General features: G+C 49.6%; 21 protein-coding genes. 4 read left to right on the top strand and 17 right to left on the bottom strand.

What is annotated here, in order from left to right; genetic code table 11:
• Positions 1–140: 140 nt before the first annotated feature.
• Positions 141–1454: a xylulokinase gene (locus E1963_RS16910; protein ID WP_243117780.1), complete on the bottom strand. Its 1314-nt coding sequence runs from the start codon at positions 1452–1454 to the stop codon at positions 141–143.
• Between the two features lie 192 nt (positions 1455–1646).
• On the opposite strand from E1963_RS16910, the gene E1963_RS16905 reads away from it, so the two are divergent.
• The 4 genes from E1963_RS16905 (at position 1647) to E1963_RS16890 (ending at position 4410) form a co-directional block, all read left to right on the top strand.
• The gene (locus E1963_RS16905) at positions 1647–2393 is read left to right on the top strand and encodes a DeoR/GlpR family DNA-binding transcription regulator (RefSeq protein ID WP_132280547.1); all 747 of its coding nucleotides are present in this window, start codon (positions 1647–1649) and stop codon (positions 2391–2393) included.
• A gap of 51 nt (positions 2394–2444) precedes the next feature.
• Entirely contained in the window at positions 2445–3122 is a 678-nt protein-coding gene (locus tag E1963_RS16900) for a fructose-6-phosphate aldolase (protein ID WP_132280544.1), read from the top strand.
• An 84-nt stretch (positions 3123–3206) separates the two neighbouring features.
• Positions 3207–3986 (top strand): Uma2 family endonuclease, encoded by a 780-nt coding sequence (locus E1963_RS16895; RefSeq protein WP_132280541.1) that lies wholly within the window; start codon positions 3207–3209, stop codon positions 3984–3986.
• 64 nt (positions 3987–4050) lie between these two features.
• A complete protein-coding gene (locus E1963_RS16890) occupies positions 4051–4410 on the top strand; it encodes a molecular chaperone Hsp90 (RefSeq protein ID WP_132280539.1) in 360 nt (119 codons plus the stop codon).
• A 70-nt stretch (positions 4411–4480) separates the two neighbouring features.
• Here the strand turns inward: E1963_RS16890 and E1963_RS16885 are convergent, their stop codons facing one another.
• The 16 genes from E1963_RS16885 to E1963_RS16815 form a co-directional block, all read right to left on the bottom strand.
• A complete protein-coding gene (locus tag E1963_RS16885) occupies positions 4481–5536 on the bottom strand; it encodes a GntR family transcriptional regulator (protein ID WP_132280536.1) in 1056 nt (351 codons plus the stop codon).
• A 12-nt stretch (positions 5537–5548) separates the two neighbouring features.
• Positions 5549–7930, bottom strand: a complete 2382-nt coding sequence (locus tag E1963_RS16880; protein ID WP_132280534.1) for a pyruvate formate lyase family protein — start codon at positions 7928–7930, stop codon at positions 5549–5551.
• A 57-nt stretch (positions 7931–7987) separates the two neighbouring features.
• Positions 7988–8854 carry a glycyl-radical enzyme activating protein gene (locus E1963_RS16875; protein WP_117772296.1) on the bottom strand — a complete coding sequence of 289 codons (867 nt, stop codon included), beginning with the start codon at positions 8852–8854 and terminating at the stop codon, positions 7988–7990.
• 24 nt (positions 8855–8878) lie between these two features.
• Positions 8879–10363 (bottom strand): xylulokinase, encoded by a 1485-nt coding sequence (xylB, locus tag E1963_RS16870; RefSeq protein ID WP_132280531.1) that lies wholly within the window; start codon positions 10361–10363, stop codon positions 8879–8881.
• 201 nt (positions 10364–10564) lie between these two features.
• Positions 10565–10804 (bottom strand): hypothetical protein, encoded by a 240-nt coding sequence (locus E1963_RS19475; protein ID WP_145964198.1) that lies wholly within the window; start codon positions 10802–10804, stop codon positions 10565–10567.
• A gap of 53 nt (positions 10805–10857) precedes the next feature.
• Positions 10858–11880 carry a zinc-dependent alcohol dehydrogenase family protein gene (locus tag E1963_RS16865; RefSeq protein ID WP_132280528.1) on the bottom strand — a complete coding sequence of 341 codons (1023 nt, stop codon included), beginning with the start codon at positions 11878–11880 and terminating at the stop codon, positions 10858–10860.
• A gap of 28 nt (positions 11881–11908) precedes the next feature.
• Positions 11909–13009: an ROK family protein gene (locus E1963_RS16860; protein ID WP_132280525.1), complete on the bottom strand. Its 1101-nt coding sequence runs from the start codon at positions 13007–13009 to the stop codon at positions 11909–11911.
• Between the two features lie 178 nt (positions 13010–13187).
• Positions 13188–14135 (bottom strand): ABC transporter permease, encoded by a 948-nt coding sequence (locus E1963_RS16855; protein ID WP_132280523.1) that lies wholly within the window; start codon positions 14133–14135, stop codon positions 13188–13190.
• Positions 14132–15649, bottom strand: coding sequence for a sugar ABC transporter ATP-binding protein (locus tag E1963_RS16850; protein WP_132280521.1), 1518 nt, complete (start codon positions 15647–15649; stop codon positions 14132–14134). Before E1963_RS16850 ends, E1963_RS16855 begins: the two co-directional genes overlap by 4 nt.
• Before the next feature lie 87 nt (positions 15650–15736).
• A complete protein-coding gene (locus E1963_RS16845) occupies positions 15737–16759 on the bottom strand; it encodes a substrate-binding domain-containing protein (RefSeq protein WP_132280519.1) in 1023 nt (340 codons plus the stop codon).
• 70 nt (positions 16760–16829) lie between these two features.
• Positions 16830–17606, bottom strand: coding sequence for an SDR family oxidoreductase (locus tag E1963_RS16840; RefSeq protein WP_132280517.1), 777 nt, complete (start codon positions 17604–17606; stop codon positions 16830–16832).
• A gap of 319 nt (positions 17607–17925) precedes the next feature.
• Positions 17926–18975 carry an NAD(P)-dependent alcohol dehydrogenase gene (locus tag E1963_RS16835; RefSeq protein ID WP_132280515.1) on the bottom strand — a complete coding sequence of 350 codons (1050 nt, stop codon included), beginning with the start codon at positions 18973–18975 and terminating at the stop codon, positions 17926–17928.
• A 23-nt stretch (positions 18976–18998) separates the two neighbouring features.
• Entirely contained in the window at positions 18999–20174 is a 1176-nt protein-coding gene (locus E1963_RS16830) for an ROK family transcriptional regulator (RefSeq protein ID WP_243117779.1), read from the bottom strand.
• 182 nt (positions 20175–20356) lie between these two features.
• Positions 20357–21469, bottom strand: coding sequence for a M24 family metallopeptidase (locus E1963_RS16825; RefSeq protein ID WP_243117778.1), 1113 nt, complete (start codon positions 21467–21469; stop codon positions 20357–20359).
• On the bottom strand, positions 21445–22509 hold the full coding sequence (locus tag E1963_RS16820) for a zinc-dependent alcohol dehydrogenase family protein (protein ID WP_132280513.1): 1065 nt from the start codon (positions 22507–22509) through the stop codon (positions 21445–21447). Before E1963_RS16820 ends, E1963_RS16825 begins: the two co-directional genes overlap by 25 nt.
• A 241-nt stretch (positions 22510–22750) precedes the next feature.
• Positions 22751–23638, bottom strand: a complete 888-nt coding sequence (locus E1963_RS16815) for an AraC family transcriptional regulator (protein ID WP_132280511.1) — start codon at positions 23636–23638, stop codon at positions 22751–22753.
• Between the last annotated feature and the right edge of the window lie 189 nt (positions 23639–23827).

Here is a 23827-nt window from a genome sequence, read left to right as displayed (position 1 = left end):
CGAATAATCATTCCATCTATTACGACTTTCTTTTTGACCGGCTGATGAGGCGGTCTTAGAGTTGTGCCATAAAATCACTTCACAAAAATTTTTCAAAAAGTGCTTGACTTTTTATTAGCAGGCTTTCTGATTCCATGTCTTCACCGCCCCAAGTCTGACTCCAGCTCATAATAAGCCCTGAGGCATCTGTACCCTTCTTCAAACAGCGCTTTCTGCCTGTCATACGTTACTCTGTTATCCATGTTAGGATGAAAGGCAAGTTCAGGCTTAACAAACTGGTGTATGACCGAGAAGTCTCTGAATGCACCTACACCGACACCTGCAATAACCGCTGCTGCAACAGATGTAGCCGTCTCCACATGGTCAAGCCGGTGCAGCGTGACCCCAAGCACGTCTGAGAGAATCTGGGCAACAACGTCTCCCTTTGCCCCTCCTCCGGTCAGCACCAGCTCGCCAACATGCGCATGTTCTCTGTGTGCTTTCAGTATCAAGTCCAGGTTCATTGCGACGCCTTCCAGAACCGCCCTGATATAATCGCATTTTTCATGCTCCATCTTGATTCCGAGAAAACTTCCGGAAGTATCCGGATTCCATCTCGGACTCCGCTCCCCGAGCATATAAGGCAGAAACACAAGTCCCTTAGCCCCGGCAGGGGAATGCATGACAAGCCTGTTCAATATATCATATACGGATCCGCCTTCCTGCTCTGCACGCTGTTCCTCCTCCCGGCACAGTGCCTTCTTGATATAGGAATAAGAACTCCCCGCCGCCTCCGGAAGCAACTGTCCGATTACATCCGTAGACGCATGTAGTTCGGGCATCTTTTCCGCCTCTATCCCTGCGGCTTCAAGAACCTCCTGCGACCACTCCATCCTCCTTAGGTCAAAGGCATCTGTACCGGATGCTTCCGAATAATCGGTCACAAATCTTCCTGTCAGCCTGCAGATGATGTAATCCTTAGCCAGCAGCATCTTATAAGTCCGTCCATACAGTTCAGGCTCATTGTCCCGTATCCACATCAGCTTCTCGATACTGTAGCTCGCGCTGGCCCTGTGCCCGTTCAGTTCATACATCCGTTGTCCGCCGACGCGCCCCACAAGCATACGTGCCTGTTCTTCTGCCCGCAAGTCAGCCCATATCATAGCCGGGCGCAGTACATTTCCCTGCCGGTCCACGATAACACAAGCCTGCATCTGCGAAGAAAATGAGATGCCGAGTACATCCGCGGGGCATATTCCTTCCACTATCTTCCTTGTGGCCGTGCAGACTGCGTTCCACCAGTCAAGGGGATTCTGTTCCGCACAATTCTTATGGAAAAAATGTACATCATAGGGCACGGTGTAACTCTTTATCAGCCTGCCATCTGTCGAAAACAGAGACGCTTTGTCGCTTGACGTTCCCATATCATGGGCAATCAGGTATTTATCCAATCTTCTTCTCCCTCTCTTAGCCATTAACGCCTTCTCTGGCCTGGCTTTTTTGTCCACCTGTCCCATTGCGATTATTATAGCATACGATATGGAAAAAGTAAACTAAAGAAATATATTTACTTTCGTACGAAATCGGCAATCTTGACATAAAGTATTTTCTGTGCTAGTATACAAGTGATTCACATAGCAATAGGAACGTAGTCAGGAGGGATATCAATGAAAGAACGGCACACTGCGCTTCTGGAATATGTCATACAGCACGGCAGGACAGAGGTGAACACACTTGCCGCGTATCTCCACACATCCAAGGTAACGGTCCGCAAGGACCTGGATTACCTGGCAGAACGGGGGATGCTGAAACGGGAACGTGGTTATGCTGTCCCGAACGATCCGGGCGACATCAATTACCGAATGGCGCTTCATTATAATAACAAGCAGAGAATCGCCCGCAGGGCAGCTTCCTGCGTGCAGGACGGCGAGACGCTCATTATCGAATCCGGCTCTACCTGTGCGCTGTTTGCAGATGAACTGGCAAAGTCCAAGAAAAATGTCACTATCATCACGAACTCTTTCTACCTGGCCAATTACCTGAAAGGTTACACGAACATACAGCTTATCGTGCTGGGAGGGACGCTCCAGCCCCACGGCCAGTCACTTGTAGGGCCGCTGACGAAAAGTGCCGTGGGCGCTTTCCACGTCGAGAAGATATTCGTGGGAACAGACGGTTATTCCCGCACGGCCGGCTTTACCGGGGACGATCTCATACGGTCCGATACATTGAGCTCTATGACCGGTTCCGCAGACCATACGTATGTGCTTGCCGGCTCGGAAAAGTTCAGCCAGCCCGGCTCTGTCGCTTTTCTGGACTTGAAAGACGTATATGAGGTAATTACGGACGGAGAGATTCCGGCAGAGGAGCGCGATTATCTGGAAGAACAGGGAATCATCGTCACAATCGCATAATCCGGCGTTCCGGTCCGAAGGGGATACACGGCGCTATAACAGGAGGTTATCATGAAATATCTATTAGACACCGCCAGCCTTAAGGATATCGCACATTACTGTGAGATATTCCCCATAGCCGGCGTTACATCCAACCCGTCAATTGTAAAAAGAGAAGGTCAGATCGACTTCTTTTCACACATGGGAGCGATCAGGTCTATCATCGGCAGAGAGAAGCCGCTTCATATACAGGTAGCGTCACTTGACGCGGAGGGGATGCTGAAGGACGCGGATGCTATCCTGGAAAAAGTAGACGCGGACGTATATGTCAAGGTTCCGGTCACGATGGAGGGAATCAAAGCTATCCGGCTTATGAAAGCCCGCAATATCCGCACGACCGCCACCGCGGTCTACAGCAGACAGCAGGGGTTCCTGGCCATGGAGGCCGGCACGGATTACATCGCCCCTTATTATAACAGGATGGAACATATGGGGCTGGACGCCGAGGATGTCATCGCATCTATGGTGGAAATGATCGACCGTTACAGCTATCCGTCACAGATTCTGGCGGCCAGCTTCAAGAATGCCGGCCAGGTTGACCGGGCCTTCCTTGCAGGCGCCCACACTGCCACCATGGATCCCGCTATCCTGGAATCAGCACTGACGCAGCCACACATTATAAATGCGGTCGATACATTTGACGCAGACTGGAAATCCGTATTTGGAGATAAGACGATATCAGAACTTTAAAAGCCATTGCAATAACGGTTATAAAACGGTATAACACATAAAAGGAAACCGTTTTATAACCGTTATTTAACTGGGAGGGATACGATGAATCTACAGCAGATGAAATATTATAAACACAAGAAGGGCTACTCTTATGCACAGCTGTCCGAACTATCGGGCGTGCCGCTTGGAACGATACAGAAAATATTCAGCGGTGAGACGAAGTCCCCGAGGCATGCTACTCTTGTGGCTTTAGAAAAGGTGCTGGCCCCCCGGGATGAGGCAGATATGCTCCGTGAGCCGGCCGTCTGGTACCATTCGGGGAAAGACAAGTATACGCTCGAAGATTACTACGCCCTGCCGGACGACCAGAGGGCAGAATTGATTGACGGGATGTTATTTACAATGGCCGCTCCCTCCCTGATGCACCAGATGATATCCATGGAGGCCTCATATAAGATCAAGGATTTCATCCGAAGGCAGAAGGGAAACTGTGTCGTACTTGCCGCCCCGGCAGATGTGCAGCTCGACTGTGACGAACACACGATGGTGGAGCCGGATATCGTAATCGTATGTGACAGGGATAAGCTGACGGACCGCTGTATCATGGGGGCACCGGATTTTATACTGGAGATCCTGTCACCAGCGACAAGGCAGAAGGATATGTTCTTAAAACTTACAAAATACCGCAACGCAGGCGTACAGGAATATTGGATGGTAGATCTGGAAAAGGCGCGGGTCATCGCGTATTTTTTTGAAGAGGACGAGATACCAGTTATCTACGGGCTCGGAGAATCCATACCTGTTAAGATATTCGGCGGGGAATTAAAAATTGATTTTTCCGAGGCAGAGCAGTCGCAGAGAGTGCCGGAAAGCTCACAATAACTGATTGTAAAAATGTGCCGGATATAGTAAAATATAGCTAATCATAAGAAAAGGGGTGTCGATAATGGATAAAAAAGTATTAGACTATGTTGTGGAAAAATCGCACGAACTGATGAATGCACCGACATGCAGCAAAGAGACGAAAGAAGCCGCCGAGGCGTGGCTTAATGCTGTCGGTACGGAAAAGGAAGCAGAAGTGACCAGAAGCTATGTAGCCGAGTTGGAAGAAGATATCATGCCGATTGATACTTTGATTGGTTTTGCAGAGTCCGAGGGAGGCGCCCAGGTATTCGGAGCTGACAAGGCAAAAGAAGTAGCGGCGCATGCCAAAGAGATCAAATCAGCCGGAGCAGCATACTGCGACTGCCCGGCCTGCGTAATAGTGGCAGAGATTCTCGAAAATAAGGACATGCTTCTGCAGTAACGGAAGATATGGATGCGGACCAGTATGTGTACATAGGATGAAGAGCGGGGCAGCTGCCCCGCTCTTCATCCTATCCCGCACTTCCGGTTCCATCTGACGCCGTCGGACCCTCATCGAGCATCCCTTCCATGAGGTAGAGGTCCGCCATCCAGCTGCCCACCATGCCGCACTGGTTCTGCAGCAAGGTGAAAATCTGCTCGACAGCCGCATTCAGGTTCTGCTTGTACATGATGATTTCTGTACCGGCAGTTCTTGACAGTTCATCTACTGCAGCTATTTTAACACCGGAACCTGATCTCTTACATATCTCCGCCGTCAGTTCGCCGCTCTCTCTGTCACTGCAGATGACTGCGTCAGCCGGACGCTCATCCCCCGTCACGAGGAGCTCATCTAGCATAGCCGCGCTTCTTTCCGCATCCTTCCACGGCAGGATGAGAAGCTGCCCCGCAGGACCGGCCATCTCCCTGTAAGCCAGTTCACGCATGCGGATACTGTACGCGTCCTTCAGATTCCATCCTATATAAACGACATCCTTATATCCGCGCCGCTTAAGAACTTCATACAATGTCTGTACCGCCAGGCTGTTGTCCAGCGCTACACAATCCGCATAGGGAAGCCCTTTGTCCGTATCAAAGAACACCAGGTTCATGCCGAGGGCGCGCAGCCGCTTCAGCTTATCCGGATCTGCCGTCATATCATCCAGCCACACGACTACATTGCGCAGACCTCTTTTATACAGCCTGTAAAGGCAGCGTTCCAGTTCCTCCGCGCGCGGCTTTTCCACATAGAGCAGAAGCGCTCCTTTTTCCTGAGCATGATTCTGGAAACGGGCGATAAATTCCGAGAAGAATGGATTCCGGGCCGGGGCTATGAGCACGACCATATCCAGATCGCCTTTATTCCCTACATTGCGAAGCGTAATTTTCGTTCCTCTTCCTACTTCGCGCACAACCAGTCCGTCCTCCTCAAGAATCTCAAGAGATCTGCGTACCGTGACACGGCTTACATGGAGCAGTTCTTCCAGCTCCCGTTCAGGCGGTATCCGGTCGCCATCCTCATAATGCCCCTCGAATATCTCGTCACAGATTTTATTTTTTACAATCTCATATAAATTTTCATTCACCATAATAAACCTATCTTACATGCTCGTGGATTCCATGTCCAGACGCTTGATGATATCCTCCTGAATATCCGGCGACAGGTCCAGGAAGTTGACAAATGTACCGTGGATCCTCATGATATAGACTCCGCCCGGCGCATACTTCTTCGGATTCTCAAGCACCTTTCTGAGCATCTCAGGCGTTGTAACATTTACGTACAGATAAAACGGCGATATCCCTTCCTTCTTCGGGTTATAAAAGAGCGGCGCTATGATCTTGTTCTTGAACTCGATCCCTTTTTCTTCAAACGACTCCGACCTGAAATAATTCGGATTCACACCGAGGTGGGAGGCGCAGCCTCCATTCATCTTGTCAAATGGCAGCTTCATATTCGACATCATCCTGAATCCGAGACCTGAATGCGCTTCACCGTACAGCGGATCGATCCCGTAGCCGAGCTGCTCTCTGGCTTTGCGTCCGTCAGGTGTCGCTCCCACCCAGTATCCATACAGCAGATGGGTAGACGGGGAAGCCCAGTCTGCCCGGAATGGATTGCCAAGGTAATTTTTCCTGGAGGCCACAAGGTCGCTGACTCTCCCTGCTATTTCTGCCGCTTCGTCATCCACTTTCGCAATATTGTTGCCGTATTTCACTGCCTTGAGCAGATACTGCCGCATCTCCGGATCATGTCTGAAATCATCCCGGAGCGCTTCCAACAGCCTACCTGCATCTTCAGGCCTCTCATCGAGCAGCGTATCAATGGCCGCAAAAGAGTCCGCCACGACAGATAGCCCGTGAATCAAGCATCCGCTGCCGTTATATTTCGTCCCCTGTACCTTCGTGTCCCTCACATCAACTCCACTTTCAATTCCGCCCATCAGGGAAGACAGAAATGGCACCTGCAGCAGTGAGATCGCTTCCGAAGCCGCATTGGCGCACATGGTCATCTTATCTACATACCATTCCAGATTCTCGTAGAAGACAGTACGGATATTCCGTAACAAGTCCAGCTCCGTACTATATCCGTTTTCTTCATTGCTTCTGCCGAATTTCTTACCGGAGATTGTCGAGACGCCGCCGTTCAAGGACAATTCCAGCACCTTTGCCATATTCAGCCAGCTGTTTGTCGTATTGCCGTTATCTTTCCCCATAATGAGAGGTTCCTGGCAGCCTGCCACGGAATAGTCCTCCAGATCCTCCGGATCTACCTTGTTCCTGTCTGTTAATATTTCAAATACTGAATCGTCATTAAAGAAAGACGGGGTCAGGCAGCCCGGTGTAAACAAGAACCTTCCGAGACTTTCGTACAGTTCATCCGGCGTATTCTTATGCAGCTTCACCGACAGGATAGGCTGCGGCAGGTTCATGTCATAGTACGCATCCAGAAGCGCGTAGGATGTAAGGTTCGTCATATCTTCTCCCGCCAATGACCGTCCGCCGATAATCAGGTTCTGCGAGATGGCCCAGCTCCGGTCTGCCACATTGTAAAAGACGAGGAGGTGCTTCAGCAGCGCCGCCGCCATATCCCGCTCGGTGTCTTCTGCCAGCCGGTACGGTTCAAATATGCGGTCTGCATTCCCTACGGAGAACGCATATGGGTTCGGTGTCTGCTCCAGGCACATCACCTGCCACATGAGGAGGAAGGACTGTATAGCCTCGTAGAGGTTGCACGCTCCATGTGCCGGTACTTTTCCAAGCGTCTCCGCCATGATTACGAACCGTTCCCGGTCTCTGCCTTCTGCCGCTTCTGCTTTCTCCTGCGCCAGCCGGGCATATCTGCCGGCTAACACGATTACGGCGTCAAGCGCAGTGTCTATCCCCTCATAGTACACCCGCTTCTTTTCGCACGTCTCCTCCTGCCGTTCCTTTATCTGCCGCTTGAGCCCCTCGACCCCGATCCGCAGTACGGGACGCATATCCGGTATGAGATGTCCCGTCACCTGTTCGATAAAGAATATGGCTTCGCTCGTATCCTCTCCGGCCTTATCGTATGCGCCGCAGAGTGCCCTGGAGAATTCCGTATCAATATTATATCCTTTCAGGTCTTCTATACGTTCCTGCGTAATATCTCCGATAGGCTCGATATCCCCAAATACAGCGGCCGGGTCACAGTAACCGGTAAAAGAGTCTACGGAGAATGCCGGGTTGATAAGTGCATATGACCTGGCAAACGCATCGTCCTGCGTCCCCGCAAACACATGGTAGTCGCTGAGCCAGAGGGGAATCTTTTCCGCTACCGTGACAAGCGTCCTGGCAATCCGTATGCAGTCCGGCTCCTCTTTATATTCGCGGTCGCACTCCCGCATGATCTCTTTGGCAAGAAACCAGCCTTCCAGATGGTCTATCGCCCGCTCTTCCTGGAATCTTTTTTTCGCCAGGTCCGTAATCTCACCGGCGCTTAATATCTTTTCAATCTTCATATCCGCTGCTCTCCTTATATGGATCATATGATTTTCCATGCACCTGTGAAGGTCTGGTCACGTTCTTCTATAACGGCAACCCAATAAAGCGACTGATTCGCGGAATTCTTTGAGTGTCTCATCCTTCACATATGCATCTGCGGCCATCTTATATTCCCATCCGCATTCTTCCCATTTTTTTCTGCCGAATTCGTGATATGCCAGTACTTCAAACGTCACGTTATCTCCTTTGATCTCGTCGAAAAACGTGAGGAATCCTTTCCGGTCGTCCGGACCGTCATTTACCCCGCCAATCAGAGGTACGCGCACATGGAGCTTCGGGTGGCGGGCCGCTGCCTCCCTTATGTTGCTCAAGACACCGCTGCAAGGGACGCCCGTGTACCGTTCATGCTTTCCGGCACTGCAATGCTTGCAGTCTATGATGAGCTCGTCAATAAGCGCAAACAGCTCCGGCAGCCTGTGATGTGTCCCGTTCGTCTCTATTGCAGTGTGTATGCCGTGGTCTTTCAGCATGTGAAGCACCTCTTTTAGTTCCTTGAACTGCATGGTTGCTTCTCCGCCGGTAAAGGTCACCCCGCCACCGTCATAAAACATCATTTCATTCGCACATGCCTCGCGGAATACTTCTTCCGGCGTCTCTTCTTCGTAAGACAAGCACATGCCCTTTGTATCATGTTCTGTGATACACTCTTTCTTTTTGCATGTGCGGCACATATCCCTGTCTACATGCGTCCCCTTAATGGCGCCGTGGGGACAGACAGATTCCAGTATCCATTCGCTGTCCGCGATGATTACGCCATCCGGCTCCATCCCTTCCGGATTGGCACACCAGGGGCATTTCATATTGCAGCCCTGGAGGTGGTAGACAAGCCGGTTGCCGCTCCCGTCCTGTGAATAGTTGAATCCTTTTTGAAATATCTTCATCACATATCTCCGCCGCTTCTTCCCTTACATATGGAACAGATCTTTGTTATGTCCGTACAGTTCTCGGTAAACCGCGAACTGTTCTTCATAATATTTCTGGTTCTCGCGGTTCGGCGTCACGACTGTGTCTTTCATATGCACGAGCCGGGCACACGCCTCTTCGTAGTCCGCATATTCTCCGCTGGCGACTGCCGCTGTTATTGCTGCTCCTATTCCTGCCTGTTCGTTACCAACATTCGTATAGATGTCGCAGTCGAATATGTCCGCCTGCATCTCCAGGAACAGCCGTCCTCTTGCCCCGCCGCCAGACGCGATAATCTTGCTGTACTCGATGCCAAGCCCTTTGAATATCTCGATGGATGTGCGCAGGCCGAATACGATTCCTTCCATCGTGCTTCTAATCATATGTTCCCTTCCATGCCGGAGCGTCATGCCGAAATAGATCCCTTTGGCACCAGGGTCATTGTATGGCGTCCTCTCTCCGCTCAGATACGGAAGGAATACGAGCCCTTCGCTGCCCGCCGGAGCCTCTGCCGCCATCGCTGTCATCTCATCGAACGTATCCATATACAGGATCTCGTTCATAAGCCATTTCAGCGCAACTCCACCGCTCAAGTGGGCTCCCATCAGCATCCACAGGTCTTCCTTTACATGGCAGAACGTGTTCGTGCGATACTTTTCATCATACAGCGGTTCATTAAATCCGCCCGATATCTGGCATGCAGTCCCAATATTAGCTGCCAGTGTCCCAGGTCCGATGATGCCGTTGCCCACGCCCTGCATCAAGGTGTCGCCACCGCCGCAGGCAATCTTTATGCCAGGCTTCAGTCCTGTCATTTCCGCGCATTCCTTCGTCACTGTTCCGACCACATCACATGACTCATGGCACTCCGGGAAAATATCCCTGTCTATGCCAAGCCTGTCTATCAGTTCCCAGGCCCACCGGCGCCGCTTCGTATCAAATATAGCGCCGCTTGAGGCATCTGTCATGTCCGTGCCATATTCCCCGCACATCCGAAATCTTATGTAATCCTTCGGGAACATGACATGCCGTATCTTCTCATAATTGTCCGGCTCATGTTCTTTCACCCACATCAGGGAAGAGATAAGAAATCCTGTGCTGAGAGAATTCAAGGCTACGCTGCGGTACGAGTCCTCCCCCACGACATCGTATATCCTGTGGATCTCATCTTCCGAACGCTGGTCTGCCCATATGATTGCATTGCGTATAAGACGGCCTTGCGCGTCTGTCATGACAAGACCATGCATCTGCCCGGAATAGCTGATCCCCTGAATACGTGCCGCTTCTTGCGGGTACTTTTTCACCACGTCTGCAATCGTCTGCCGCGAAGCCTCCCACAATATCTCCATATCCTGCTCCGCATATTCCGGCCTGCTTTTTATTATGTCGTATCCAACCTGGGCACTACCGACTACATGCCCTTTCGCATCCATGAGCAGTGATTTCACGCTGGACGTCCCAATGTCCACACCCAAAAAATAATTCATATGCCGCGCACCTCCTTATATTGGTATTGTAATACAATACCAATTCTGCGTCAATACTTTATGTACCGATTGTACTAAATATACCCAGAGCGGCAATGTAACGCTGCCAGCTGATGGAAAGGCTTTGGCTGTGTCAGTATCGTTGGAAACCTTGGTTGGCAATAACATAATGAAGAAGAGCCGGAACCAGGTACAGGGATGTTATATGGAATAGCATCCCCTTCCTAGTTCTGGCTCTTTTTGTAGTAACGTCACACAGCTGCCCTCGCCCGTGGCAGTAAAGTAGATAGCCGATGGGGAGGTATGGGGCAGATGCGAAGGTATAAGCGGTAGGGACGGAGAATCCTCACCAGAATCCTTTGCCAGTGGGGTGAGAGCCGCTATCGGCGAACACTCCACTGGCTTAGGAATCTGTGTGATAGTCGCAGTTCCCGGACGCATCAGAGCGGATGCGCCATACCTCTCCATCGGCGTCTACATTACATAACCCCCTACTACTCTGACACCTGAATCATGACCTTTCCGGTCCTTCTGTATTCCGGTTTTGTAAATACATCCACGATATCATCCAGCGGAACGATATTTGTTATCAGGCTTTCCAAGTCGATTGCCTTGGATTCCAGCACCTGGATTGCACGTTCAAACGTATATGGATTGATGAACGAAGAAGTGATTTTCAGTTCTTTCTTGAACACGTCATCCGGTTTGAGAGGAAGGCTCTCGTCCGGCGCTGCCAGGCCGAAATACATAACCGTCGCACCTTTTCCGGCGAACTTGATGGCATCTTCCTGCGTATGTATGTTGCCGACACATTCGATGACTACGTCCACGTTGGCACAGTAATCAGCCAGCACGGCCTGCACATCCTCTTCTATCGGGTTGATCGTCTTTGTCGCACCGAGCTTCACAGCCAGCTCCCTCTTCTCCTCAACAGGCTCTGACAGGATTACTTTGGATGCCCCCGCATTTTTAGCCAGCTGCATCATGATCATTCCTATCGGACCGCCGCCCATCACAAGCACCGTGTCCCCTGACTTGATATTACACAGGTCTATTCCATGCAGACAGCAGGATATCGGTTCCGCCATAGCGGCTTCAATAAAGCTCAGCTCATCTGAGAATTTGTGCACCTGCTTTTCCCTTATGACGACATACTCGGCAAAGCCGCCGTCTACCGTCGTTCCAAGCCCGATATTGTTCGTACAGAAATGCTGCATCGCATTCTTGCAGTAATAGCATTCGCCACACATATCGTTCGGGTCGCCGCTTACTCGGTCGCCGACCTTCACCGAGGTGACGCCGGCTCCGGCTTTCGCTACCACGCCAGAGAACTCATGTCCCGGAATGAGCGGAGGCGTAACCGCAAAAGAGCCTCCGTCACCGTTGAATATGTGGATATCCGTCCCACACACCCCACAGTATTTCACCTTGATCATGACTTCATTATCTTTCAGTTCCTTCTCGGGTACCTCTTCTACTCTCAAATCCTGCTTTCCATAATATACCGCAGCTTTCATATCTATAATCCTCCATTAATGACTACAGTCAAATAGTATCAAAAAACTCATCGATAAAGCAGATTGCCGCACCTGCCGCGGCAGATTCCACCTTATACTTGCAAGGGAACAGAAAGTCTTTGGCAAAGTCGCTGAAGGAAGTCCTCTCGTCTACTCTTCTGCACAGTTCCTCCATATAAGACTCTATATATGCACCGACATAGCCGCCAAGTATGATGTCCGAATCGAACAGCATACGTATGTTGTTGATGCCGAGCGACAAGTCATCTAGATATTTATCCCAGAGCCTTTCCGCTTCCCTGTCCCTGGACTGCAGAAGCGCAAAGAACATCTCCAGGTTCCCGTCCGTGTACTGGTCCAGGTTGGTCGAACGGCAGACAGTGTCAAAGCAGCCGTATCTCCCACAGTAGCACAGCTCCCCGCCTTCCGGCACCACAGTCATATGGCCGATCTCGCCGCTTTTCTGCGTGTTGCCTTCATATATGTTGTTGTCGACCAGGACCGCCCCGCCGACACTGTTGCTCAGGCTGATGTAAAATGCATTGCATATATCATGGTCAATCCAGACCTCCGCATAGCCCGCCGCGCTGGAATCATGGAACAGCCGGCTGTTGTACGGAATATATCTCGCTATTTCTTCCCTTGTCTTTCCGGTAAAGTTAAGGGTAAGGCCATAGGTTACAATCTCACCGTCTTCAGACACAAGACCCTGCACCGCGATTCCGACACCAAGCAGCGCTTCGTCGCTGATCTCTGCCTCATTCTTGATCCGCTCGACCACTTCACCGATTTTCTTTAAATATTCTTCATCCTCTAAATTAAATGTAATGCGCTCCTTTGTCATGTCAATGACATCGCCCGACAGATCTACCGCCACGCAGTTGATGTGATGCCCGGTCAGGTAGACGCCGATGGCTGCCCTTGCCTTCTTCACATAGGAATATGCCGTCGCATTGCGCCCTCCGGTATTCTGTATCTTCCTGGAGGTATCTATGAGATTCCTCTGCTCCAGATACTGGAGCTTCTGCGTAATCGTCGGAAGGCTGAACTTGAGCCCTAAAACGATGTCCTGTTTGGAAACTGACTGGTGCGTCCGTATATAATGATATATCTGTTGACTTTTATTCAATGTTAGCTACCTTCACTTGTCTTATAATTATATACTCATCATTTTACTTACGATTGCGCCATATGTCAACAAACAGTCCCCCAATCGCCCTTCATACCCCTTCATATTCTCTAAAATCCCAGTAAATTGACATTTACCGGGATTTTTGACTTAATTGTACTGTATTAATGTATCATCGTTAACTCTGCTGCTTTTTCTTCTGGATACAGTCAAAACCAACTGCAAGCGCAAGCACGACGCCCAATACGACGTCCTGTACATAAGAATTGATGTTCATCAGAACCATGCCGTTCGTCAGAGCTCCAATAATAAATGTACCTGCAACGACACCTGATATCTTTCCATAGCCGCCGGTTACAGACACGCCGCCTAATACGACACAGGTGATAACTTTAAATTCATATCCAAGTCCGGCATTAGGCATACCAGAATTCGTACGGGACAACATGACGATACCGGCAAGCCCTGCAAAGAATCCGGATATGGCAAAAACAAGATATTTGATTCTCCCAACGCGGATACCGGACAGCTTTGCAGCCTCCATATTACCGCCTACTGCATAGAAATAACGCCCAAAATAAGTCTTGTTCAGGATAAAAGACCCGACCGCAAAGCAGACAGCCATGATGATAACAGGAACCGGAACGACACTTATGTATCCCTGACCGATAATACGGAATCTATCTGTAAAACCGTTGATCGGAAGACCGCCGCTCACAATGTAGGCAAGTCCTGCAAATGCCGTCTGGGTCGCAAAGGTAGCAATCAAGGCAGGGATTCCTATAGTGGAAACCATAAAACCATTCAATACGCCAATCAGTGTTGCCGCTATGAGAGTTAGGAGAATGGCAAGCCACATATTCACACCCATATGAACCATCATATATGCACAGATAATGTTAACAAATGACATGATTGAACCTGTAGCCAGGTCAATGTCTCCAAGTAAGATAACAAATGTCATACCGATGGAGGCAATACCGAACATGGATACCTGACGGAGCAGCGAGAATATGTTGCTCGGGTTTATAAATCTCGGATTTGCAATGGTAAACGCAGTGACGAGAACTAAAAACACTACCCATATCGCTTTATCTTTTAATTGGTATACTACTTTATTTTTCATACAGTCTGACCCTCCTCCATTCTTGCTGCGGACGCATACGCCATAATGGTTTCCTGATTGAACTCGCTCTTTTCAAGCTCTCCGGTCATCTCACCTTCCGACAGCACTACAATTCTGTCCGACATACCCATCAGTTCCTCCATCTCAGAAGAAATCATCAGAATTGCCTTTCCTTCTTTTTCAACTAAATCATTCATCAGCTTGTAAATCTCATACTTTGCTCCGACATCGATTCCTCTTGTCGGTTCATCAAATATGATCAGCTCGGAATCCGCCGCAAGCCATCTCGCCAGAATGACCTTCTGCTGATTCCCGCCGCTTAAGTTCTTCACGAGCTGATGCAGCGTCGGTGTCTTGATCGCCATGCTCTTCTGATATTTCTCGGCGGTCTCCAGCTCCAGCTTGGAATTGATTACGCTGAGACGGGAATTCCTCTCATAAATCGGCATATTGATATTATTTTTGATTGATATCCCGAGCATGGCCCCGTGCCGTTTCCGGTCCTCCGGCACAAGTGCGATTCCCAGGTCAATGGCTTCCCGAGGGCTCTTCGGATTCACTTCCCTGCCCTTAAATATCACCTGCCCGGATGTTTTCTGCGCAGCTCCGAAGATAACTTCCGCCAGCTCGGTGCGGCCCGCGCCGACCAGCCCGCCAAGCCCTACGATCTCACCTTTATGTACCTTCAGGCTTATGTCATTGTCTCCATTGCCGGTGACTCCCTTCAGTTCCAGAACCACTTCATTCTTATCGACACAGTCCTCCCGCGGCGGATAGGTTTCCGTCAGCTCCCGGCCAACCATCAGCTTGATCAGTTCCTGGACCTCGCTGTCCTTCGTAATCAAAGTTTTGACATATTCGCCGTCACGTAAAACGAGGATTCTATCTGACAGACGATAGATTTCATCCAATCTATGAGATATGTAGACAATAGAAATCCCTTCCTTGCGCAGTCTTTCTACTACCCGGAACATACTTTCAACTTCCGCGCTCGTCAGAGGTGCAGAAGGCTCATCCATAATCAATATCTTCGCATCCTGCTGGATCGCCTTGGCAATCTCAACCATCTGCTGATAGCCGACCGTCAGGTTTTTCATCAGAGTCTTCGGGTCGATCTTAATCTGGAGCTGTTCAAAAGCTTTTGCAGCCTCCCTCTCCATTGCCTTCTTATCAATAACAGGCCCTTTTCTGATAGCTCTTCCCAGAAACAGATTCTCTGCCGCCGACAGTTCCTTAACATTGTTGAATTCCTGATAAATGATTGCAATTCCGTTCTCAGCCGCAAGCTGAGGCGTCATGCTGGTGAATTCTTTGCCATTTACGATAATCTTACCGGAAGTCGGGATAACTGCTCCCGAACAGCATTTGATCAGCGTAGATTTCCCGGCCCCATTTTCTCCAATCAGTGCAAGTATCTCGCCTTTCTTCAGTTCCAACGTAACATCTTTCAGTGCGACAACACCCGGGTATTCTTTTCTTATATGCTCTAACTGCAGTACATATTCTTCGCTCATATTCATTTCCCCCTGAGTCAAGCGGATATTACATAGAGGCGGAGCAACCCGCCTCTATCTTATCGTCTTGCTAGCTATATTATGATGTTACATTCCCTTCATGATATCTTCAATGTTGTCCAGGTTGATTTCCATCGTTGGTCTTTCAACATTGTGCTTGTCACCTGAGAAGTCTTCTCCGTCCAGAATTCTTTCGTACATTTCCATACAAGCCGTAGCCGTATCAAGGCTCGATCCCTCAAATCCGATAATGGCTCTTACCGCTTCGTCTCCTGCCTGAAGAGACTCTAACTGCTGCGGAGTTACGTCTGTCGTGATAACGCCATAGTTCTCCGGAATATTGCCGGCTCCGCCGAATTTCTGCAGCAATGCTTCGTTAGAACCGATCATAGCGCCTGCTCCAACTCCTACAAAGATAGAGCAGTCTGGGTTTGCCTGAAGAACAGTCTCAACATTAGTCTGTGCTTCATTTGCTTCCAGTCCGTCAACTTCAGCTACCACTTTGTAGTTGCCCTTGTCACAGTTTTCTTCCAGCCCTTCTTTGATTCCGTTTGCTCTCTCTAACAGGACCTTTGTAGAAGGTTTGCCGATAACACAAACTTCTGCCGGCTTGTCAGCCGTATAGTGTTCATTGATAAATGCCGCTGCCGTCGCACCGATTTTATTTCCAAGTGCCGTGTTGTCAAGAATCCAGTTTGCTGTCGTATTTTCCATCGGGTCATCCCAGCACATAACTTTGATTCCTTCATCAAGTGCCTGCTGGCATACCGTCTCAAGCGCATCTGCGTCTGATGGGTGGACCATGATCAAGTCACAGCCTGATGTGATAAAGTTCTCGACCTGGCTGATCTGTGTTGCAGAGTTATTAGAGCAATCCTGCAATGTGTAGTCCCATCCTTTGTCTTTCAAGAGTTCTTCCAGCTTACCCATAACGCCTGCCCAGTAATCGTTCTTCAAAGACTGGATGGAGATGCCGACCTTGTAGCTGTCTTTCTTCTCGTCATCCTTCTTGTCGTCTCCGCCAGAAGTCGGTGACTTGGTTGTACATCCGACAACCATTGCCGCGATCATTGCCACGCAAAGAATCACGCTTACCACTTTTTTCCTCATAATACGTTTTCCTCCTTGAAATATATTATTTTTATAGCTTTTGCTATCAGCTATCCAGTTAAGCATCCCTTTAGAAGCAGGTAAATGCTCCGTCTACGATGATATCGGATCCTGTTGTAAACGTACTCGTGTCCCCTGCAAGGTATACAAGGATCGACTGGAGCTCCTCAGGCTTTCCTAGCCTTCCCATCGGTGCCATTGCATTCCACTGTGTAATCAATGGTTTCAGGTGCTCTGCATTCATAATCAGCTCAGTTCCTATGTATCCGGGGCTTATGCAGTTTACACGCACGCCCTTCTTGGCCCACTCCACTGCAAGTGATTTGGTCAGCTGGCTAACACCGGCTTTTGAAGCATTGTATGCGCACTGTGGCTGCGGTACGTTCACGATATGCCCTGACATGGAAGCCGTATTGATGATGGATCCATGTCCCTGTTTCAGCATCACTCTTCCAGCCGCGGTAGCACAGAGGAATACGCCTGTAAGATTGATATCGATTACTTTCTGCCACTGTTCAAAGGTCATCTCCTCTGCAGGAGCGTTTACTGCGATACCGGCGTTATTGTAGCAGGCATCCAGCTTTCCATATGTATCGACAACCTTTGCAACCATTGCTTCAACCTGATCCTTATCCGTGACATCACACTCGATTGCAATTGTCTTGGAACCTGTAGCCTCTGCAATCTCTTTGGCAACTTTCTCAGCGCCTTCCAGGTTGATATCCACGACAGCCACGTCAGCACCTGCTTCTGCAAATGCCGTAGCAGCGCATTTTCCAATCCCGCTCGCAGCACCTGTCACATAGATTGCTTTGCCGTCCAGTCTCATGTTTTCAATAATTCCCATTTCGTCCTCCTCCCGGTTACTAGCCGTTCTGCTTAATATTGCGTTGCCGCTGTTCATAAAGTATACTTTTCTGAACAGCCTCTTTTTTTATTGAAAACGCCTGAATCAGGCGTTTTTTTCATGCCTGTTTCCGTTATTTGACTGTGAAAAGAAAAGTATAGTTTTCTTTTACACGCCACTTTTATAAATCTATTTTATAAATTTAATTTATATAATTATATAACAAAATGACATGATTGTGCAATATGCAATGTTACACAATATTTTTTTTGCAATTTCATGTAATTTGCATAATGTTATTTATTTAGCAAACTTATGGCTATTCCGCGATTTTAACTACTGCTTTCACTATCTCGCTCTTTTCGTTCACACTTCTGTCCATAGCCGTCTGTATGTCGTCAAAGTCGAAGATATGTGTGGCGATTCCCTTTAAATCTACCTTTCCCTGTGCCACCGCATCAATAGCCATCGGATAGATATGGCGGTAACGGAATACGGTCTTAAATGTAACTTCCTTGTCGAGGGCAAGGCTCATCATCATATTCATCATGCCTGTCTTGCCATAACCGACAAGGACGATGTTAGACCCTTTTCGTACTGCCTGAATCGCCTGGTTCGTCGTAATCTCTGTTCCTGCGGTCTCAATTGCCAGATCAAAGCCTTCTCCGTCTGTCAGCTCTTTTGCCATGGCCAGCACGTCATCTTCCTTCCCGTTGATAACGCCGTCAGCCCCGAGCTCCAGCGCTTTGTCGAGGCGCTTCTGCATCACATCCACCACATACACTCTGGACACTCCGCATGCCTTTAATGCCATCATGGACACAAGGCCGATACAGCCTGCTCCGAATACGACCGCCGTCTGTCCTGCATGGGCATCTCCCTGCTTAGCCGCATGGAAACCTACTGCCAGCGGTTCGATCAGGGCACCTTCAAGGGTGCTGACATTCTCCGGCAGCTTAAAGCACAGATCTTCCGGATGCGCTACATATTCCTGGAATACGCCATCAATCGGAGGGGTCGCGAAGAACACCACATCCGGACAGAGATTGTACTTCCCTTCTCTGCAGAACCTGCATTTGCCGCATGTCTTTCCCGGCTCCAGCGCCACACGGTCGCCTGGTTTCAGATGGGTCACGTTCTTTCCCACCTCGACAACGGTTCCGCCCGGTTCATGTCCAAGGACAAATGGAGGCTCTACGATATAGTCCCCGATTCTTCCCATCTCGTAGTAATGCATATCGCTGCCGCAGATTCCTACATACTCCAGCTTCACAAGCACTTCATCCTCTTTAGCCTGCGGTATCGGGCGCTCGGTGTAGCCCATCTCACCAATTCCATTCATTACTGCAACCTTCATCATTCCATCCATCTTCTTCTGCTCCTTTTCCTTATCTATATTGAATTTATAAAGTTTTCAATGTAATAGACCGCTGCTCCCAAAGCGGATGCAGCTTTTTGATATCTGCACGCACGGACATAAGCCCCGCCGCCCTCGAAGATATTCTTTTCCGCCACCTTTTTCTGCAGCTCCTTGATATATGGGCCGATTAAGCTCCCGACATAACCGCCGAGCACTATGTCACAGTCAAAACACATCCTCAGGTTATCGACCGTGATAGCCAGGTCGTCCAGATAATCTTCCCATACTTTCACAAGTTCAAGATCCCCATCTTCCATCCTGTCAAAAAAGCGTTCCAGATATCCGTCTGCATATTCCGCCAGACAAAGCGCGGAACAGTATGCATCGACACAGCCCTTTTTGCCGCAGTAGCATGTCTTGCCTCCGGGATGTATGATCATATGCCCGAATTCTCCGCTATGCCAGTGCTTCCCGATATACATATTCTCAAACACGCTGCCCAGAGGGCTGCCCGGCTCCTCCTGTCCGTTCTCCTGGCGGAACACGACCGCACCGCCCACCGTATTGCTCAGGGACAGGTATATCATGCTCTCCAGCTGCCTGTCCGCAATACACTCAGTCGCCGCCGCGGCATTGGCATCATTAATCAACACGCACGGATACGGAATATGGCGGGAGAACACCTCCCCGTCTATATCATACAGATCCAGCGCCCTCGAATAAGTGATGTGGTTCTCGGTGCTGTCCACGATGGAAGGGACCGATATCCCCACGCCTGCGATCTTATCCCGCACCGCTTTGTCCTCTCCGAGGAACTCTTCCAGCGCCGCTCCAAGCTGCTTGAAATACTCATCTTCATATGTAAAAGCTTTCCGCATTCGATTATGCTTCAGCACAGTCTCGGTCATATCCGTCAGGACCATCCCGATATGGTTCCGGGTTATCTCAATTCCCACTGCATATCTGGCATCCCTCACTGCTGCAAGCGCCTTCGCCTTCCTTCCGCCTGTCGATTCAAATTCTCCGGCTTCGCATATGACATGTGCCTCCCTCAGCTCTTTCACTATCTGCAGCACTGTAGGTCCGCTCATGTCAAGCGCGGCAGCAATATCCGGCATAGAAGTTCTGTTCTTACTGTTTATATAACGAAAAACGCGGTTCCGGTTCAGCTTTTTCACCTCTGAGTTGTTTGTTCTCTGTATCACCATCCACCCCTCCTTTTCACTATATTCTATTATACGCGCCCTTTTCGCCAAAACTTTATTAAAGTATTTAATAAAGTCCTTAATTAAGTATAATATTACCATTTTATAGGAAAAAGTCAACATATAATTTTCGACACAGCTAAAGAATTTGGTGAATTTGCCAGATAGCCCGGCATATCACCGGGCTATCTTTCCAGTATTTCCGCCACTTCTATCATTCCATGTGGCGTATCGATGGTTCTTCGTGGCCAGTCAGAAGACCTGGACAGTATCTTTATTCCATCAGGCCCGAGATAGGTCGTCTCCTCGCACTTTGTACCGAGAATCGTGGGATTCCACGCGTAAGCCTGGCCTTCATAGATTGTCCGCTCATCGCGGGGGACCGGGATGAACTCCCGGCATGCATATCCGGTGGGCCCTCCCTGATGATGCATCTTCCACTCGCCGTCATACCCGGCCTCTGCGTATAATGCCTTTACTTTCTCAAAGTATTCTTTATAAGGCATACCGTCCCGCATCATCGTCTGCATGCATGCAAAGATATACTGCGTCTTTTCGTAACGCTCCTTTATCTCTGCCGGCACCGGGACAAAATACACCATCCTCGTCAGGCTTGTGTTCAGGCCGTATATTTCGCCACCGAGGACGACCATCAGGCAATCCTCTATCTTCTTTCCGGTCGGAACCGGATGACGGTATGTCAGGATGCGCTCATCGGCACCAGCAAGTACACAATCCGGGCTTACTCCGTGCCGGATGCAGCGGCATCTGAGCAGATCCGCCACATCGTTTTCCGTCATGCCCGGCCTTGCATCCATGCAGACTCCTTCGACGATGTCCGCGCAGAGTCTGCCGGCCGTTTCATAGCGTCCCACTTCCTCTTCCGTGAGCCTCAGGCGCAGCTTTACCAGCTCTTCCTGTACATTTGCCGTACCCGCTGTACCCGTGTCTGAAGCAAACCGTCTCCCGCCTATGTAGTCTTTTATCTGCGTTTCCACGGATTCATACCATGGCAGAAGTACCGGGGCAGCCCCGAGCGGGTTCTGCTCCGTGTCCATGCGGTGAAGGTCGCTGCTGTCCGCCAGCAGGTCGATGCCGTCCCGTCTTATGGCATAGTAGGCTACGCCATTTTCGCTGTTGGTCACCACATTGCTTTTGGCTCCTTTGCTGACCCAGGCATAGTTATCCCTCCGGTTCAGAAGCACACCGTCATACTCGTGTTCTTCAAGCCATTTCCTGATCCGTTCTACTGCCTCCATAATCTGCCCCTCTTTTATTCCATCTCGTGGTTGATACATACTTTACCTGTCCTGCCAGTCGCAAATACTTCAAACGCTTTGTCTGTCTCCTTCAGCGGGAAGCGGTGCGTGATAATCTGGCTCGGGTGGATCTTCTTCCTGTCGAGCAGTTCTACAAGTTTCTCCATATTACCTACTGATGTCACCCAGGAGCCGTGGAGTGTAAGATTCTTGTGCAGCAGAAGCGGGCTTGGCTCAAACGTCACGGTTCCCTGCTCTCCGAGAAATACGACGTTCCCCCACATCCTGGCCGCCTCCAGGCATCTGTGACGTCCGATGCTGCTGCCGGAGCAGTCTACCGCCACCTCAACACCTTTGCCGCCGGTGAGCTTCATAATGTTTTCTACCACATCGTCATCACCCGGAAGGACTTCATCTGCCCCGATTGCCCTGGCCATCTCCATCCGTTCCTCCGAGATATCTACGCCAACCGTCTGCGCCCCAAGTGCCTTGGCCAGAATAAGGGCTGCCTGGCCTACCGGGCCAAGCCCCATGACAAGCACCCTGTCATTGCCGGATACATTGGCTCTTAAGAGTCCCTGGTAAGCGGTGCCAAATCCGCAAGCTATCATAGCACCGTCTTCATAAGTCAGGAAATCCGGCAGGTGGATGCATGTGCCGGCATCTGCAACCATATATTCCGCCAGCGCGCCGTCCCTCTGCCAGCCGTACGCTCTTCTCTCCGGCTGCTGGCAGTTGATATAGAAGCCTTTGCGGCACTCGTCACAGTATCCGCAGCCCTGGATGTGGTATACGACCACGCGGTCTCCTTCTTTAAAATCATCCACCTTGTCTCCGACAGCCACGACCTGCCCGCTCGGCTCATGTCCGGCGATGACATCATCGTATCTGGCGCCGCCGGTCTTATCCGTGTGTTCAAAATAGATATACTTCAGATCACTTCCACACAGGCTGGCAGCCTTCATCTTTAAAAGCACCTGCCCCGGACCCGGCTTTGGCACATCACATGTGACCGGCTGTACTTTAGCTCCGCCCGGAAGCTTCATCCCTGACATCATTTCTGGAATCTTCTCACTCATCTTCGTTCCCTCCTGTTTTTGCATCGACCGGAATCATGTTACTCACATCTGTACTCCATGGAACATCAGCGGTTCAATCCGTTTAAGTTCTTATACGGATTATAACATCATTCTTTCGCATGCAAAATTCCATATGTTATCTTTTGATGGACTATATTACACTTCTCCAATCATTCTATACGTTTTGCCTCGTCATACAGAGGCAAAGTCTAAGTACAGGGCAATTCAGTTTATTTCTTTCCTATTCGCAATAGAAGTAATCCCCGTTTTTATAATCTCTCGGCGACATTCCCACCACTTTTTTAAATATCCTGGAAAAATAATACTGGTCTTCATATCCAAGTTCCAATCCCACCTCATAGATATACATGTCCGTTGCCTTCAGCAGCTTGCACGCCTCCTGCATCTTCAGATGGATGAAGAATTCCACCGGCGAATGCCCTGTCTGCGTCTTGAATATCGTATTCAGATAACTTTTGGACAACTGCACTTCTTCGGATATCTCTTCCAGCGTCAGGCTTCTTCTCAGATTCTGGTACATGAACCGGATAACCATCGTCACATGCCGGTCCTGCACCGTACTCTCATCCGTCTTTTCCCTGTAATATATCTCAGACAGTATCAGGGATAGCACCTGTGAGATATAGATGAAGTTGCCAATCGTATAATTGCGCTCCAGTACACGGAACAGCAGCTTGAACAGAACCATCATACGGTTGTCGCTCTGTCTGGAATTCATATGTACGATCCGGCATTCCTCCAAGGGATAATATCCTGAATCCTCTCCCTTGAAGTGGGCCCACAGTATGCTCCACGGGTCTTCCTGGTCTGCATAATATCTGTGCCGCCTGCCCTTGGGGATGCAGAATGCGTCCGAATGGCCGATATGGTACACCTGGTCTTCCACCTCTATTATCCCTTTGCCTTCTGTACAATAGATGAGGATATACTGTTCCGCCCCATCCTCACGTTCCCGGTAATGGGCTCGCGCCCTCGGAAAGAATCCCACATCCGTCGGATATATCGTGCGCACGAGCGGATGCGCCGCATAGTCAGCAAAAGATTCGGTCGGAATGATAATATATTTTTCATCTTTAAATCCATCTGCTTTGCCGGATATATCATTCATCCTGTCCTATAACCTCCTCATTTACACATAGCTTTTGCCATATTATTTGGCTCCATTATATTCTCCCGGCACAATATTGTCCATCTTTTTATCATTTATGTCATTTTAACACACCGCACGTTATGATACTCTGGACACAGAGAAACACAAGGAACATGCAGCCTGCGACTGATTTATATGAAAGGAGAA

The sequence above is a fragment of the Extibacter muris genome (assembly GCF_004345005.1).
GTDB classification, from domain to species: domain Bacteria; phylum Bacillota; class Clostridia; order Lachnospirales; family Lachnospiraceae; genus Extibacter; species Extibacter muris.
This window is presented reverse-complemented; position numbering and strand designations above follow the sequence as displayed.

Bases quoted from the DNA above. Each gene is read 5' to 3' on its own strand.
- E1963_RS16815 (WP_132280511.1), bottom strand. From the start codon at position 23,638: ATGAATGATATATCCGGCAAAGCAGATGGATTTAAAGATGAAAAATAT.
- E1963_RS16820 (WP_132280513.1), bottom strand. From the start codon at position 22,509: ATGAGTGAGAAGATTCCAGAAATGATGTCAGGGATGAAGCTTCCGGGC.
- E1963_RS16900 (WP_132280544.1), top strand. From the start codon at position 2,445: ATGAAATATCTATTAGACACCGCCAGCCTTAAGGATATCGCACATTAC.
- E1963_RS16845 (WP_132280519.1), bottom strand. From the start codon at position 16,759: ATGAGGAAAAAAGTGGTAAGCGTGATTCTTTGCGTGGCAATGATCGCG.
- xylB (WP_132280531.1), bottom strand. From the start codon at position 10,363: ATGAATTATTTTTTGGGTGTGGACATTGGGACGTCCAGCGTGAAATCA.
- E1963_RS16835 (WP_132280515.1), bottom strand. From the start codon at position 18,975: ATGGATGGAATGATGAAGGTTGCAGTAATGAATGGAATTGGTGAGATG.
- E1963_RS16825 (WP_243117778.1), bottom strand. From the start codon at position 21,469: ATGTATCAACCACGAGATGGAATAAAAGAGGGGCAGATTATGGAGGCA.
- E1963_RS16905 (WP_132280547.1), top strand. From the start codon at position 1,647: ATGAAAGAACGGCACACTGCGCTTCTGGAATATGTCATACAGCACGGC.
- E1963_RS16830 (WP_243117779.1), bottom strand. From the start codon at position 20,174: ATGGTGATACAGAGAACAAACAACTCAGAGGTGAAAAAGCTGAACCGG.
- E1963_RS16890 (WP_132280539.1), top strand. From the start codon at position 4,051: ATGGATAAAAAAGTATTAGACTATGTTGTGGAAAAATCGCACGAACTG.
- E1963_RS16875 (WP_117772296.1), bottom strand. From the start codon at position 8,854: ATGAAGATATTTCAAAAAGGATTCAACTATTCACAGGACGGGAGCGGC.
- E1963_RS19475 (WP_145964198.1), bottom strand. From the start codon at position 10,804: ATGCGTCCGGGAACTGCGACTATCACACAGATTCCTAAGCCAGTGGAG.
- E1963_RS16895 (WP_132280541.1), top strand. From the start codon at position 3,207: ATGAATCTACAGCAGATGAAATATTATAAACACAAGAAGGGCTACTCT.
- E1963_RS16880 (WP_132280534.1), bottom strand. From the start codon at position 7,930: ATGAAGATTGAAAAGATATTAAGCGCCGGTGAGATTACGGACCTGGCG.
- E1963_RS16855 (WP_132280523.1), bottom strand. From the start codon at position 14,135: ATGAAAAATAAAGTAGTATACCAATTAAAAGATAAAGCGATATGGGTA.
- E1963_RS16840 (WP_132280517.1), bottom strand. From the start codon at position 17,606: ATGGGAATTATTGAAAACATGAGACTGGACGGCAAAGCAATCTATGTG.
- E1963_RS16850 (WP_132280521.1), bottom strand. From the start codon at position 15,649: ATGAGCGAAGAATATGTACTGCAGTTAGAGCATATAAGAAAAGAATAC.
- E1963_RS16885 (WP_132280536.1), bottom strand. From the start codon at position 5,536: ATGGTGAATGAAAATTTATATGAGATTGTAAAAAATAAAATCTGTGAC.
- E1963_RS16865 (WP_132280528.1), bottom strand. From the start codon at position 11,880: ATGAAAGCTGCGGTATATTATGGAAAGCAGGATTTGAGAGTAGAAGAG.
- E1963_RS16910 (WP_243117780.1), bottom strand. From the start codon at position 1,454: ATGGCTAAGAGAGGGAGAAGAAGATTGGATAAATACCTGATTGCCCAT.